The sequence below is a fragment of the Nocardioides alkalitolerans DSM 16699 genome (assembly GCF_000426525.1).
Taxonomy (GTDB): Bacteria; Actinomycetota; Actinomycetes; order Propionibacteriales; family Nocardioidaceae; genus Nocardioides; species Nocardioides alkalitolerans.
On the sequence record NZ_KE384533.1, the window covers coordinates 960,535 to 974,292 of the forward strand.

At 75.0% G+C, this 13,758-nt stretch carries 11 protein-coding genes; 2 read left to right on the forward strand and 9 right to left on the reverse strand.

What is annotated here, in order from left to right; translation table 11 throughout:
• Nucleotides 1–2: 2 nt before the first annotated feature.
• From K329_RS0121420 to K329_RS28680, 3 genes are read right to left on the reverse strand one after another with little or no spacing between them, the layout of a single operon-like run.
• Nucleotides 3–1,421 carry a hypothetical protein gene (locus K329_RS0121420; protein ID WP_028474630.1) on the reverse strand — a complete coding sequence of 473 codons (1,419 nt, stop codon included), beginning with the start codon at nt 1,419–1,421 and terminating at the stop codon, nt 3–5.
• Entirely contained in the window at nt 1,418–2,344 is a 927-nt protein-coding gene (locus K329_RS31130; RefSeq protein ID WP_028474631.1) for a hypothetical protein, read from the reverse strand. Before K329_RS31130 ends, K329_RS0121420 begins: the two co-directional genes overlap by 4 nt.
• 1 nt (nt 2,345) lies before the next feature.
• On the reverse strand, nt 2,346–2,789 hold the full coding sequence (locus K329_RS28680) for a hypothetical protein (protein WP_084541498.1): 444 nt from the start codon (nt 2,787–2,789) through the stop codon (nt 2,346–2,348).
• Between the two features lie 175 nt (nt 2,790–2,964).
• Here K329_RS28680 and galE point away from each other — a divergent pair, with 175 nt between their 5' ends.
• Nucleotides 2,965–4,020, forward strand: a complete 1,056-nt coding sequence (galE, locus tag K329_RS0121435; protein WP_028474632.1) for a UDP-glucose 4-epimerase GalE — start codon at nt 2,965–2,967, stop codon at nt 4,018–4,020.
• Here the strand turns inward: galE and K329_RS0121440 are convergent.
• The 3 genes from K329_RS0121440 to K329_RS29980 are packed head-to-tail and all read right to left on the reverse strand — an operon-like array spanning nt 4,007 to nt 6,878.
• Nucleotides 4,007–5,473: a lipase family protein gene (locus tag K329_RS0121440; RefSeq protein ID WP_028474633.1), complete on the reverse strand. Its 1,467-nt coding sequence runs from the start codon at nt 5,471–5,473 to the stop codon at nt 4,007–4,009. The genes galE and K329_RS0121440 overlap by 14 nt on opposite strands.
• Nucleotides 5,470–6,378 (reverse strand): hypothetical protein, encoded by a 909-nt coding sequence (locus tag K329_RS0121445; RefSeq protein ID WP_157571866.1) that lies wholly within the window; start codon nt 6,376–6,378, stop codon nt 5,470–5,472. The genes K329_RS0121440 and K329_RS0121445 overlap by 4 nt, the downstream gene beginning before the upstream one ends.
• Entirely contained in the window at nt 6,375–6,878 is a 504-nt protein-coding gene (locus tag K329_RS29980; RefSeq protein ID WP_028474635.1) for a hypothetical protein, read from the reverse strand. The genes K329_RS0121445 and K329_RS29980 overlap by 4 nt, the downstream gene beginning before the upstream one ends.
• A 198-nt stretch (nt 6,879–7,076) precedes the next feature.
• Here K329_RS29980 and K329_RS28690 point away from each other — a divergent pair, with 198 nt between their 5' ends.
• The gene (locus K329_RS28690) at nt 7,077–8,660 is read left to right on the forward strand and encodes a potassium/proton antiporter (RefSeq protein WP_084541499.1); all 1,584 of its coding nucleotides are present in this window, start codon (nt 7,077–7,079) and stop codon (nt 8,658–8,660) included.
• 37 nt (nt 8,661–8,697) lie between these two features.
• Here the strand turns inward: K329_RS28690 and K329_RS0121460 are convergent, their stop codons facing one another.
• The 3 genes from K329_RS0121460 to K329_RS0121475 form a co-directional block, all read right to left on the reverse strand.
• Nucleotides 8,698–9,258, reverse strand: a complete 561-nt coding sequence (locus K329_RS0121460) for a LytR C-terminal domain-containing protein (protein ID WP_028474636.1) — start codon at nt 9,256–9,258, stop codon at nt 8,698–8,700.
• Entirely contained in the window at nt 9,255–9,554 is a 300-nt protein-coding gene (locus tag K329_RS0121465) for a type II toxin-antitoxin system VapB family antitoxin (protein WP_028474637.1), read from the reverse strand. The genes K329_RS0121460 and K329_RS0121465 overlap by 4 nt, the downstream gene beginning before the upstream one ends.
• Before the next feature lie 97 nt (nt 9,555–9,651).
• The gene (locus K329_RS0121475) at nt 9,652–13,674 is read right to left on the reverse strand and encodes a type VII secretion protein EccC (protein ID WP_028474638.1); all 4,023 of its coding nucleotides are present in this window, start codon (nt 13,672–13,674) and stop codon (nt 9,652–9,654) included.
• Between the last annotated feature and the right edge of the window lie 84 nt (nt 13,675–13,758).

Below are 13,758 nucleotides of genomic sequence, written 5' to 3' on the forward strand. Positions count from 1 at the left end.
CCTCAGACGACCAGGTACCCCAGCTCGGTGAGGCGCGCGATCTCCGCGCGCAGCGCCGGGTGGTGGGCGGCGTCGGCGGCGCGACCACCGGCGACGTACAGATCGGTGGCGCCCTGGCGGGTCGCCTCGTCGCCGTCGAAGACCACGGTGACGCGGTTGGCCAGGCCCTGGTTGATGAGCGAGCCGAGGAGGGCGACGGGGTCCGTCCGGTCCTCCAGCGACAGCACGCGGGTGTGCTCGGGGATGCGCGGCACCTGCGACGAGGGCGAGCCGGCCGTCACGACCTGCTCGATCTCGAACTTGTCGGAGTCGGCGGCGGCCGCGACCTCGGCAGCCGTGATGCCACCCTGCGCGGAGCCCACGAGCATGACCTTGGCGTCGGCGTCTTCGCCCACGGCCTTCTCGATCGCCGCGACGACCTCGCGCTCGTACGCCGCGTGGTCACCGCCGACGAGCCGCAGGCGGCGACCGCGGCCGTTGCCGTCCGGGCCGGGCAGGTAGGCGATGTAGCGACCGTCGCGCACCCGCTGGACCTGGACCCGCCCCGTCACGGCGGCGAGCACGGTCATCAGGTCCTCGATGGAGCGCGGGATGTCGGCGCCGCTCTCGCCCGCGGCGACGTCCGCCTCGGTCTCGGGCAGCAGCTCGGCGGTGACGCCGACGGCGATGTCGCGGAACGCCGAGGCGGTGTCGGCGCCGAACGGTGCGGCGCCGAGGGCCTCGAGCCCGCCCCGGGCCGCAGCGGTGCCGCGCTCGCCGGCGAGCACGCCCGCGGTGAGGAGCGACCGCATCTGCAGGCTCTCGAGCAGGCCGCCGCCGCCGGTGGAGACGTGGTCGAGCAGCTCGGGGTTCTGCTCGGCGAGCTCCCCGAGGTACGTCGCCAGCCCGTCGCGGTCGAGCGCGTCGGTCTCGATCAGGCCCGCGGAGACGATCGCGCCGCCCAGCGCCACCTCGGGGGCGAGGAAGCCGATCGCCCGGCCCGCGATGGAGCCGAGCGTGCGGTAGGCGACGTCCTGGAGCTCGTCGATCCAGCGGTAGGTGAGCACGGTCGCCCGCACCACGAGGGCGTCGGCGTCGAGCTCGATGGAGCGCGTCAGCAGCCCGTGCTTGCCGGTGGTGGCGGCGCGGATGTCGCCCTCGGCCGCCTCGTAGGTGCGGGGGGAGAGCGCCGCGGACTCGGAGACGGACTCGTCGGAGAGCACCCGGTGGCCGAGCCGGGCGCGGGCCCGCATCTCGTCGCCGGTGGAGTCGAAGAGGTCGGCGAGCGCCAGCATCCGGTCGTACTTGTCCTCGAGCGCGGCCGCCTCGGCGCGCGCCTCGGCCGCCGGGTCGGGGGCGGACCCGCCCAGGTTCTCGAGGGAGGGATCGGGCGTGGGTGCGGTGGAGTCGTCCGCCGCGGTGTCGGGCGTGGGGATGCTCATGCGGTCACCTCCGCGAGGACCGGTGCGATGGCTGAAGCGAAGTCGGAGGGCTCGACGCGCCGTACCTCGACGCGGTGCTCGTCGCCGTCGGTGTGCGGGCGTAGGGAGTGCCAGCCGTCGGCCAGCAGGAGCCAGGAGACGACGCCGACGGTGGTGGCGTCGGCGGCGACGTCGGCCAGCATCGCGCGGATGCGGCCCTGGCCCTCGGAGTGCAGGGCCTGCAGCAGCTCGAGCACCTCCTGGTCGCCCAGGGGGCGGGCGTCGGCGTCCAGCACCCGGCCCGAGTGCTGGGCGACGAGCACGGGGAGCACGTCGAGGCGGTGGGTGCGCAGCGCCTCGCCGGCGGCGTCGACCAGCTCGTACGGCAGGTCGACCACCTCGGGCAGCGCGGAGGCGGAGAGAGGGACGTCCTCGGGGATGCCCGCGACCCGCCCGAGGTCGTCCGGCCACGACTCGGTGCCGAACCAGGCGAGCTCGAAGACGATGCCGTCGACCGTCGCCAGCGTGGCGACCGCGCCGCCGGCCTGGCGGTGCCAGGACTTGGCGCGGATGCCCGCGGCGGTGACGTCGATGTCGAGGCCCAGGTCGGGGGTGGCGAGCAGCCCGATGGCGCCGAGCACGCCCGGGTCGACGCCGTCGGCCCCGATGAGCCCGCGTCGGGTCAGGGACTCGACCGGGTCGTGGAGCGACGCGAGCGCGTCGGCGTAGACGGAGCCGTCGGAGTCGGTGGTCGTGCCACCGAGCCGGTCGGCGAGCGGGTCGGGTGCGCCGACCGCGTCGTCCAGCACGAACGGCAGCGGGGCGTCACCGGCGCTGGCGGCGCAGTACTGCAGCTCGGGAAGGGTGAGGGCCACACGGCGCGGCAGGCCCTCGAGGAGGGTCGTCGCCGGCGGCGGCGGGGTTCCGAGATCGATGGTCGTCATGTCACAGCCCTGGGAGTGAGACGGTCAGCCAGTCCTTGTGGCCGCTGGGCGGGGGGTCGAACGCGACGAGCTGCTGGTCCTCCGGCGAGAGCTGCCGGACGACGCCGGCCGGGTCGTCGTGGGTGGCGATCTCCGCCTCACGGGCCCGGGCGTCGTCGACGAGCGAGCCCGCCCGACGCTCGATGTCGGCGATCGCGTCCTTCAGGCCCGCGACCTCCTTGCCGTGCTTCGTGAGCGACTCGCCGGCGTTCTCGTGCAGGGTCGCCGCGTCGCGCAGCAGTGCCGCGCGGTCGCGCATCCGCATGCGCAGGGCGTCCGCCGCCCGACCGTTCCAGTCGAGCGCGTCGGCCCCGGAGACCAGACGGTCGGCCATCACCCGGATGTCGACCCCCTGCTCGCGCAGCTCGTCGGCACGCCTACGGATGACCGTGGTGTCGCCGTACATGCATCCCTCCTCGTCGCCCCCGGTTGAGTCCGGCAGTTCGTCTTCCCGGGGCACCCGGGGCCGAAACATCTGAGTACGACGGCTCTGGCGCCCGAAGACGTGACGACGGCCGCACGGAGCACCCCGTTCGCCCGGTCCGGGCACGGCGTACGACGCGGCTCCCTACGATGTCGAGGTGCGCGTACTCGTTGCCGGCGGCGCCGGCTACATCGGATCCCACACCGTGCTCGCCCTGCTCGCGCGGGGCCACGACGTGGTGGTCGCCGACGACTTCTCCAACGCCCGGCCGTCGGTGATGGACCGGCTCGCCGAGCTGGCCGGCCGACCGGTCGCGCTCGAGGAGGTCGACCTCACCGACGAGGCCCGCACCGAGGAGGTCGTGGCCCGCAGCGAGCCGGACGCCGTCATCCACTTCGCCGGTCTCAAGGCCGTGGGCGAGAGCGTGCGGGAGCCGCTCGCCTACTACCGCACCAACCTGGACGCGACGTTCTCGCTGCTCACCGCGATGCGCACCCACGACGTGCGTCGGCTCGTGTTCTCGTCGTCGGCCACCGTGTACGGCGACCACGCCCCGGTGCCGTACCCCGAGAGCTACGAGCCGTTGGCCGCCGCGAGCCCGTACGGCCGCACGAAGGTGATGATCGAGCAGGTGCTCACCGACGTCGGCCTCGCCGACCCCGACCTGCGGATCGCGCTCCTGCGCTACTTCAACCCCGTCGGCGCGCACGCCTCCGGCCGCCTCGGCGAGGACCCGCAGGGCGTGCCCAACAACCTGGTGCCGTACGTCGCGCAGGTCGCCGTCGGCCGTCGCGACCGGCTGCAGATCTACGGCGACGACTACGACACCCCCGACGGCACGTGCCTGCGCGACTACATCCACGTCGAGGACCTCGCCGAGGGCCACGTGGCCGCCCTCGAGCACCTCGAGGCCATGGCGACCCCGGTGCGCGCCTTCAACCTCGGCAGCGGACGGGGCACGAGCGTGCGCGAGCTGTTCGACGCGTTCTGCGCGGCCGTCGGCCGTCCGCTCGAGGCCGAGGTCGTCGGGCGACGGCCGGGGGACCTCCCGGCGTACTGGGCCGACGTGACCCGCGCGGCCGACGAGCTCGGCTGGCGGGCGACGCGCGGGCTCGAGGAGATGGTGGCCGACGTGTGGCGCTGGCAGTCCGCGAACCCGGACGGCTACCCCCGCGAGCGGGCCGGCCAGCACCCGGACGTCACTCCCGCGTGACCTGGTAGGTCGTCGCGGTGACCTCGGCGTCCGGGTCGAGGAAGCCACCGGCGGCGAGGGCCTGCGCGCGCTGGCGTAGACCGGGGTCGGCCGTCTCGTCGAGCGCGGCCCGGTCGAGCAGGGCGGCCCCGCGCTCGTACTCCGCCAGCGCGTGGGCGTCGGAGGCCCGCTCCCCGCCGCCCGCGAACCTGACCGTCAGCTGCTCCACCCGGTCCGGGTTCGGCGCGCCGTCCAGCAGCGGCACCAGGTCGCGCTCGTTCTCCAGCGACGTCACCTGCACGCCCGCCGGCAGGTGCTCGACCTGGGCGAGCGGCGACCCGAGGGTCAGCACCTGCTCGACCCGGAACTCGCCCCCGGCCGCGATCTGCGCCGCCGCCATGCCGCCCTGGGAGTGCCCGACGAGCAGCACGGGGTCGTCCGCCCCGACGCCGGCCCGGCGCATGGCCTCCTCGACGCCGCGCGTGTGCACGGTCGACTCGCCGCCGAGCGAGCGCAGGTTGGTGCCGAGGTCGCGGGCGTCGTCGCCCTGGGTCCACGGCAGCGTGCCCATGTCGTCGGTGCCGGGCAGCAGCACGACGTACCGCACGTCGTCGCCCTCGCCGATGCGCTGCACCTCGATCGTGCCGTTGCCCTCCGGCCGGTCGGCCGACGACAGCGCGTCGACCCGGCGCAGGCGCGCGACGAGCCCGGCGGCGGTGGCGGCCGCGGGCACGCTGGCGGTCCCGAGCGCCTCGACGCGGGGCTCGCCGTCGTCGTACCAGGTCGAGACCGCCCCCGCGGCGTCCCCGACGGTCTCGAGGCGCCACGGGCCGACGTACGGCGCGAAGCGGCCGTCGGACGCGTCCCACGCGCCCTCGAGCAGCCCGCCGCCCGTGCCGACGAGCCACTCGGCCCGGGCCGGGTTCGCCATCGCCCACTGCTCGAGCTCCTCGACGGGCACGGCGGGGCCGCCCCCGTCGCCGCCCTCGAGCGCGGCCCGGAGCGACTCCAGGTCGTCGCCCGGCCGGGGCACCTCGACGCCGAACCCGGCCGGCACGTAGGCGAGCGTGAACCCGGTGCCGTAGGAGAGCAGGTAGCGCTGGTGCTCCAGCTGCTCGCGCACGAGCGCGTCGGCGGCGCGCAGCGTCGTGACGGCCGCGCGCACGGCGTACGCCTGCGCCTCCCAGCGCAGCGCCTGCGCGGGCAGGCCGACAGGCGTCGTGGTGAGCAGGACGAGGGTGCCCTCGAGGGCGGCGAAGGAGCCGGGGGCGTACGGCGCGGAGAGCAGCAGGTCGTCGTCGACGATCGTGCGGGCCGGGGTCGCCGCCCAGGTGAGGAGCCGGTCGCCGGTCGCGTCGTACAGGTCGGCGAGGTCACCGGCGGCCTCGTAGTCGGCGGCGACGCCGTCGTACCCGCCGCGGGTCGTGTGGTCGGGCAGGGCCGGTCCGGGGAGCGGCGGGGTCGGGTCGGTCATCGGGCGGCTCCTCGGTCGGGTGCGGACGGGTCGTGCGGGCGGACGGGTCGGCTGGGTCGGCTGGGTCGGCTGGGTCGGCTGGGTCGGCTGGGTCGGCTGGGTCGGCTGGGTCGGCTGGGTCGGGTGGCCGCGACCACCAGCTGCGCGGCGTGGGCGGTGTCGGGGGCGGCCACGAGCTCGACGAGCCGGTGACCACCGCGCCGTACGGGGCGCAGCCGGCGCCAGCCGTCGGTCCAGCGCAGGTACTGGGCGCCCGTGACGTCGGCCTGGCCCGGGGTGCGGCGGGTGACGGTGGCGGTGAGCGAGCCCTCGGCGCCGTCGACCAGGTCGCGCAGCAGCCGGGCAGCCGAGCCGACGTCCAGCGGCCGCGCGTGCCGGGCGTCGGTGCCGACCCGCACCGGCACGGGGTCCTCGGCGAGCAGCACCGGCAGCAGGTCGAGCCGGCCGGCCGCGACCATCGCCGCGCCGGCGGCCAGGGTCGGCTGCGCCAGGGCGACGTACGGCGGGAGCCCGCCGGGGCAGCCCCTCTCCGCGCGCGGTGGCGCTGGCGAGGCAGGGCGACCCCCGGGGGCGAGCAGCCGCGCGACCTCGTCCGCCCACCCGGCTACCGGCAGGGCGACGACCTCGGCGGGCGGGGAGCCCGACCCGACCGGACCGTCCACCAGCTCGGTGAGGCAGACGACCCGGGCACCCGTGCCGCCCTCGTCCCCGCCCGGTCCGGACCGGACCAGCGCGTGCACCGCAGCGACCGTCAGCGCGGTCCGACCAGGGCCCGGCAGCCGGAGGTGCAGCCGGGCGCGCATCGTCGCGACGACCTCGTCGCGCCCGACCGCGAGCGTCGCCGCCGTGAGCGCGCACCCGCCCGGGAGCACCCGGCGCGGAACGGGCCCCCGCCCGCCGCTCACGACATCCCCGGCAGGTCGATGGTGAGCCAGTCCGCGTGCCCGGCGGGCGGCACGTCGACGCGCTCGATCTGCTCGCGCAGGCGCTCGTCGTCGCCGAGGTCGATGCCGACGAGACCGGCCGCGCCCTCGGCGAGCTCGCCGGCCACCTCCACCGCGCCTCCCACCACGACGCCCGCCAGGTCCACGACCCGAGCGCCGACCGAGGAGGCGAGATCGACGAAGCGCTGACGGATCTCGGCGACGACGACGAGCGCCACCTCCACCTGGCGGGCGTGCTCCTCGAGGGCGGCGGCCACGTCGTCGTGGGCTCCCGCCGTACGGCGCAGCGACCCCGCCGTGGCGCGGGCGCCGTGGCGCAGGGCGTCGGCCGACGCGCCCACCCAGGGCGTGGCGTCGGCGTGCGCGACGAGGCGGTCGGCCTCGGCGCGGATCGTGGTCGCACGCTCGGCGTACGACGCGGCGAGACGTCGCAGGGCGGCGACGTCGGGCAGCAGGCTCATGGGGCGGCTCCGCAGGTCTCGGGTCGGTCTCGGGTCGTGCCCGCGGGGCCGGGTGCGCCCGCGGCACGCCCCCTGCCCGGGCAGCGACGGTGGCCCAAACCACGTGCTGGGCGACCTGTGGAGGAACGGGACGCGGCCCTCGGGCGGCGCCCGGCCCCGTAGGATCGGCGGCACGCCCCCACGCCGAGAAGGTGATCCTTGACGTTCGACGCGCACGACCTGGATCGCTTCCTGCTCGTGGGGTCGGCCGTCACCCTTCTCGCGATCCTCGCCGTGCGGCTCTCGTCGCGCGCCGGCCTCCCGAGCCTGATCCTCTACCTGCTCATGGGCGTCGTCCTGGGCGAGGCGGGCCTCGGCATCCAGTTCTCCGACGCCGGCCTGGCCCACGCCCTGGGCTTCGGCGCGCTCGTGCTGATCCTCGCGGAGGGCGGTCTCACCACCGACTGGCGCGAGCTGAGACCGAGCATGCGTCTGGGGCTCGGCCTGGCGACCATCGGCATGGCGGTCTCGGTGACGGTGGTGGCGGTGGGCGCCCACCTGCTGCTCGGACTGCCGTGGCAGCTGGCGGTGCTGCTGGGCGCCGCGACCTCGGCCACCGACGCGGCGGCCGTCTTCTCCGTGCTGCGGATCGTCCCGCTCCCGCGCCGGGTCACCGGTCCGCTCGAGGCCGAGTCCGGCCTCAACGACGCCCCCACGGTCGTGCTCGTCGTGCTGGTCTCGTCGGGCGCGGCCCTCGAGCACGGGGTGCTCTTCATGTTCGCGGAGATCGTCTTCGAGCTCATCGTCGGCCTGGCGATCGGCCTCGGCGTCGGTTTCGGCGGTGCCTGGCTGATGCGCCGGGCCGCGCTGCCGTCGTCGGGCCTCTACCCCATCGCCGTCCTCTGCCTCACGGTCCTGGCGTACGGCGCCGGCGCCGCCGCGCACGCGTCGGGGTTCGCGGCCGTCTACGTCGCCGCGCTGGTGCTCGGCAACTCCGACCTGCCCCACCGGGCGACGACCCGCTCGTTCTCGGAGGGCGTCGCGTGGCTCGCGCAGATCGGGCTCTTCATCATGCTCGGCCTGCTGCTGAGCCCCGGTCGGATCACGTGGGAGGTCATCGGCCTCGCCCTCGCCGCGGGCTTCATCCTCACCGCCGTCGCCCGTCCGGTCTCCGTCGCGGTCAGCGCCCTGGTGCAGCCGCACACGCCGTGGCGCGACCAGCTGTTCCTCTCCTGGGCGGGCCTGCGGGGCGCCGTGCCGATCGTCTTCACGACCATCCCGCTCGCCGCCGGGGTGGCGGGGGCGGAGCGGCTCTTCGACATCGTGTTCGTGCTCGTCGTGGTCTACACGCTGCTCACGGGCCCGACCCTGCCCTGGGTCGCCCGCCGCCTCGGCCTGGCCGACGAGGGAGAGGCCCGCGAGCTCGACATCGACGCGGCACCGCTCGAGCGGGTCGCGGCCGACCTCATCCAGGTGCGCATCCCGGAGGCCTCGAAGCTGCACGGGGTCGAGGTGGCCGAGCTGCGCCTGCCGGTCGGGGCGTCCATCTCGCTCATCGTGCGCGGCGAGCTCGTGCTCGTCCCGGAGCCCTCGACCGCGCTGCGCCGCGGGGACGACCTCATCGTCGTGACGCCGCGCGGCCTGCGCGACCAGACGGAGGACCGGCTGCGCCTGGTCTCGGAGAACGGCCGGCTCGCGCAGTGGCTGCACCGCGGGACCGCGGGTGACGCGTCAGGCGGAGGGGCCGGTCGTCCGGGCGGAGCCGGGACCCCGGGTCGACCGGTGCGGCCGCACCAGGACTAGCCGCACCCCGGCGCCCGCACCGGTCGTCGGGCGGGACTCAGGGGAGCGGGGCCTCGGCGGGGCCGCAGACGTCCTGGTCGGTCTCGAGGGTGATCTGTGCCCCGGCGTCGCCGGTGGGCTCGTCCCACGCGTCGCCCACGACCACCACGACGCTGCTGCCGTCGCCGAGCACCGGGCGGTTCACCTTCACCGGCACGGGCTCGCCGATCTGGGCGCGGACGAGGGCGACCGCTGCCGAGTCGGGCTCCGTCGACCAGACCTCGACCCGGTCGACGACGGCGCCCTCGGGCGCGTTGCCCGTGTCGCCGGCGCCGAAGCCCCGGCTCGCGAGCACGTTCATCGTCGCCCGCGCGAGCTGCGAGCGGCCGCTGGCGTTGTAGACGCTCACCGTCACGTCGCCGGGCGAGATCGTGTCGCCCGCGGCGAACGGGCGGACGGTGCAGATCCCGGTGTTGGTGGTGCCCAGGTCGTCGGCGGGCAGGGCGGCGGTGAGCGAGCGCCAGCCCCACACGAGGCCGATGAGCAGCAGCACGACGAGCACGCCGAGCGTGACGGCGGACCTGACGGCGGGGGCGAGGGGCTCGCGGGGCCCGGTCACGACTTCTCCACCGCCACGACGCGCGCGTGCAGCACGTTGCGCTGCTGCAGGGCGGCCCGGAGGGCGCGGTGGAGGCCGTCCTCGAGGTAGAGGTCGCCCTCCCACGCCACGACGTGCGCGAACAGGTCGCCGTAGAAGGTCGAGTCCTCGTCGAGGAGGGTCACGAGCTGGAGCGTGTCCTTCGTCGTCACGAGCTGGTCCAGGCGCACCTGGCGCGGAGGGACCGCCGCCCAGCCACGCGAGTCGAGACCATGGGCCGGGTAGGGCCGCCCACTGCCGACGCGCTTGAAGATCACGGGGTGATCATACGGACGCGCCGACCGTGCGGCTCCTCGGTGACGACCTGGGGCCCGTACGGCGTCCGCGCGGCGGCCGTCGGCGCCGAGCCGGGGCTCACAGGTCCGTCGGCTTCGACCAGGCCATCTGGACGACCTCGACGCCGCGGTCGCGGGTGACGAGCCGCCCCCGGCCCGGAGGCGCCTTCTGGGGCTTCACGTTGCCGATGAGGTAGCCCTCGTCCGGCGAGCCCGACAGCACGACGCCCGGCATCGCGAGGTCGCGCAGCGACTGGATCACGGGCTCGTAGAGCGCCCGCGACGCGCCACCGGAGCGGCGGGCCAGCACCACGTGCAGGCCGACGTCGCGCGCCTGCGCCATCATCGGCTGCAGGGGCTGGACCGGGGAGCTCTGCTGGGTGGCGACGAGGTCGTAGTCGTCGACGATGACGAAGACCTCGGCACCCTTCCACCACGACCGGTTGCGCAGCTGGTCGGGCGTCACGTCCGGGCCCGGGATGCGGTTCTCGAGGTACTTCCCGAGGTCGCGCAGCAGCGGCGTCGCCTGGGTGGCGCTGGTGAGGTAGTTGAGCTGGTACTCCTCGGGCACCTCGCCGAGCAGGGAGCGCCGGTAGTCGACGACGACGATCTGCGCCTCCTTCGGCGTCCGGGTGCGGACGATCTCCTGGATGTAGGAGCGGAGCAGCGCGCTCTTGCCCGACCGTCCGTCGCCGAAGACGAGCAGGTGGGGCTCGGCGTCGACGTCGAGCCCGATCGGGGCGAGCTCCTTCTCGTTCACGCCGAGCAGGACCCGGCCGCTGTCGGCCAGCGTGCGCTCGCCGTCGGCGATCGTGCCGGCCTGCCGCACGACCTGCTCGAGGTCGATGCGCTCGGGCAGGAGACGCAGCTTGGGACCGGTCGGCCCGGTCCACGCCTGGCTAACGCGGGTGATGAGGTCGTCGACGCCGTCGCCGACGCTGCTCGCGTCGCCGTTGCCGTCGACGCGGGGGAGCGCGCCGAGGAAGTGCAGCTTGCCGGGCACGAGACCGCGGCCGGGGCGACCGGAGGGCACCAGGGCGGCGACCTTGCGGTCGATCTCGGAGTCGATCGGGTCGCCGAGGCGCAGCTCGAGCCGCGTGCCGAAGATGTCGCGCATGGCGGCGCGGAAGTCGGGCCAGCGCGACGCCCCGACGATGAGGTGGAGGCCGAAGGTGAGACCGCGACCGGCGAGCTGCTGCAGCTCCATCTCGAGGTCGTCGAAGTCGGAGCGCAGCGTGCTCCAGCCGTCGACGACGAGGAAGATGTCGCCGTACCCGTCGTCCGCCCGGCCCTCGCGCCGACGCGAGCGGTAGGTCTCGATGGAGTCGATGCCGTTGGCGCGGAAGTAGGCCTCGCGACGGTCGACCACGCCGCGCACCTCGGCCACGATGCGTCGTACGACGTCGGGCTCCGAGCGCGTGCCCACGCCGCTGACGTGGGGCAGGCGGGTCAGGGGCGCGAACGTGCCGCCGCCGAAGTCGAGCACGAAGACCTGCGACTCGAGCGGCGTGGTCGCGAGCGCCGTGCTGGTGACGATCGTGCGGAGCAGGGTGCTCTTGCCGCTGCGGGGGCCGCCGACGACGGCGACGTGGCCGCCCGCGCCCGCCATGTTGATGGTGAGCGTGTCGCGGCGCTGCTCGCGCGGCCGGTCGACGGTGCCCAGCGGCACGACGAGCCCGCCGTACTCGCGCCACTGCGGCGAGACGAGGCCGAGGTCCGGGTGCACGGCGAGGTCGGGCATGAGCTGGTCGAGCGTGTCGGGCACGTCGAGCGGCGGCAGCCAGACCTGGTGGGCCGCCGGGCCGTGACCGACCATGCGGCCGACGGCGATGTCGAGCAGGGACGCCTGCTCCCCCTGCTGCGTGGGCGCGGGGGTGGGGGCGGCGACCTCCTCCTCGACGGGCTCGAGGGTCTGCACCTCGGAGATGGTGAAGGGGAGGATGCCGCGCACGTTGCCGCCCTCGTCGCGTCGTACGACGCGGGTGTTCGGCGGGGGACCGGAGACGTAGGCGGCCTTGAACTTCAGCAGCGTCGACTGGTCGGGCTTGAGGTAGCCGAGACCCGGGACGGCGGGCAGCTCGTAGGCGTCGGGCACGCCGAGGACGGCGCGGGACTCGCCGGCGGAGAAGGTGCGGAGACCGACTCGGTAGGAGAGGTGGGACTCCAGGCCGCGCAGGCGGCCCTCCTCGAGCCGCTGCGAGGCGAGCAGGAGGTGGAGGCCGAGGGACCGGCCGAGGCGGCCGACGGCGACGAAGAGGTCGATGAACTCCGGCTTGGCGCTCAGCATCTCGGAGAACTCGTCGACGACGAGGAAGAGCGAGGGCATCGGCGCGAGGTCCTCGCCCGCGGCCCGGGCCTTCTCGTAGTCGCGGATCGAGGCGTAGTTGCCGGCCTCGCGCAGCAGCTCCTGGCGCCGGACCATCTCGCCCGACAGGGCGTCCTGCATGCGGTCGACGAGCGTGAGCTCCTGGCTGAGGTTCGTGATGACGGCCGAGACGTGCGGCATCTCGGACATGCCGGCGAAGGTCGCGCCACCCTTGAAGTCGACCAGCACCATGTTGAGCTGCTCCGACGAGTGGGTCATGGCGAGCCCGAGCACGAGCGTGCGGAGGAACTCCGACTTGCCGGAGCCGGTCGCGCCGATCACCAGGCCGTGGGGGCCCATGCCCTGCTGGGCGGACTCCTTGATGTCGAGGTGCACCATGCCGCCGTCGCCGATGCCGATCGGCACCCGCAGCCGGTCGCGCGCCGGGCGCGGACGCCAGGAGTGGGTCGTGTCGTAGGCGTGCACGTCGCCGAGGCCGAGGAGGTCCATGAAGTCGGCGGGGCCGGTGAGCTCGGCCGGGTTGGCGGCCTCGCCCCCGCCGCCGGCGGAGACGGTGTGGAGCGGCGTGAGGCGGCGCGCGAGCGCCTCGGCCGTGGCGAGGTCGCACTGGTCGCCGATGCCCACGACCGCGTCGGTGCGCATGCGGATGGCCTCGACGCGCAGGCGGCCCGACGGGTCGCGCCCGACGAGCTCGAGGCGCAGGCGCGAGGGGTCCTCGAGCTCCTCCCACTGCGCGGGCAGGTCGATGACGGTGACGCCGTGGAGGCCGTCGGGCGGGATGACGTGGTTGCCGAGCGGCAGGTTGCCGCCGTCGACGACGAGCACGATGTGGGGCGTGGACGGGCGCTCGTCGGCGCCGAAGCGGGGCCGCTCCGCGAGGTCGGGGGGCAGCATCCGCGCGAGGTCGTCGATGGAGGTGCTCACCATGCGCATAGGGCCGACGGCGTCGGCCTCCTGCGCGCTCTGGGCGTGGGGCAGCCACTTCAGCCAGTCCCAGTGCTCGAGGTTGGCGTCCGAGCTGAGCACGGCCACGACCACCTGGTCGGGGTTGTGGAACGTGACGGCGCTGCAGACGAGCGAGCGGGCCAGCGACCGGGCCTCGTCCTCGGCGCCGCAGACCTCCACGCGGTCGAAGGCCCGCAGGTCGATCGAGGCCGGCAGGTCGGGCTGGATGCGGTGCACCACGAGCAGGCGGTGCAGCGCGGAGGCCGCCGCCGGGTCGACCTGGTCGATCGGGGCGCTCTCCGGCGGCACCAGCTCGACCGACAGCGGCTGGGCGCAGAGGCCCCAGCGCACCTGGAGGAAGTGCGGGTCGACGGTGGAGCGCTCCCAGAGGCGCGAGCGGTCCTCCGCCATCGCAGGCAGCGCGGTCGGTGCGGGGTGGTGCCACGTCAAGGCGCGCCGCTGGCGGTCGGCGGAGTCGCGGGCGGCCTTGCGGATGCCCGCGAGGTAGCGCAGGTACTCCGTGCGCGAGCCCGTGACCTGCTGGTTGCGCTGCTTGCGCTGCCGGTCGATCTGCACGGCGATGAAGCCGACGGTCGCGAAGAGGAACATGCCGGCGGCGAGCATGCTGCGCCCGCCGGTGCTGCCGCCCTGGCTGCTGAGCGAGGAGATGACGACGATCGAGCCGATGCTGCCGAGCATCGGGATCGCGTTCATCAGGACGCCGCTGGCGCCCTCGTGCTCGGTCAGCTCGGGTGGTGGCTGGAGCACGATCTGGCCGGTGGGCACCTCAGGTGCCTCGATGCGCTGGCTGCTGCGCAACGTCGTGCTCAAGCGGTCCCCCTCGTGTCGCCAAGCGCGGTGGAGGTGATGATAGGTGCCGCCCCCGACCACCGACTACCCTGCTGCGCAGCACCG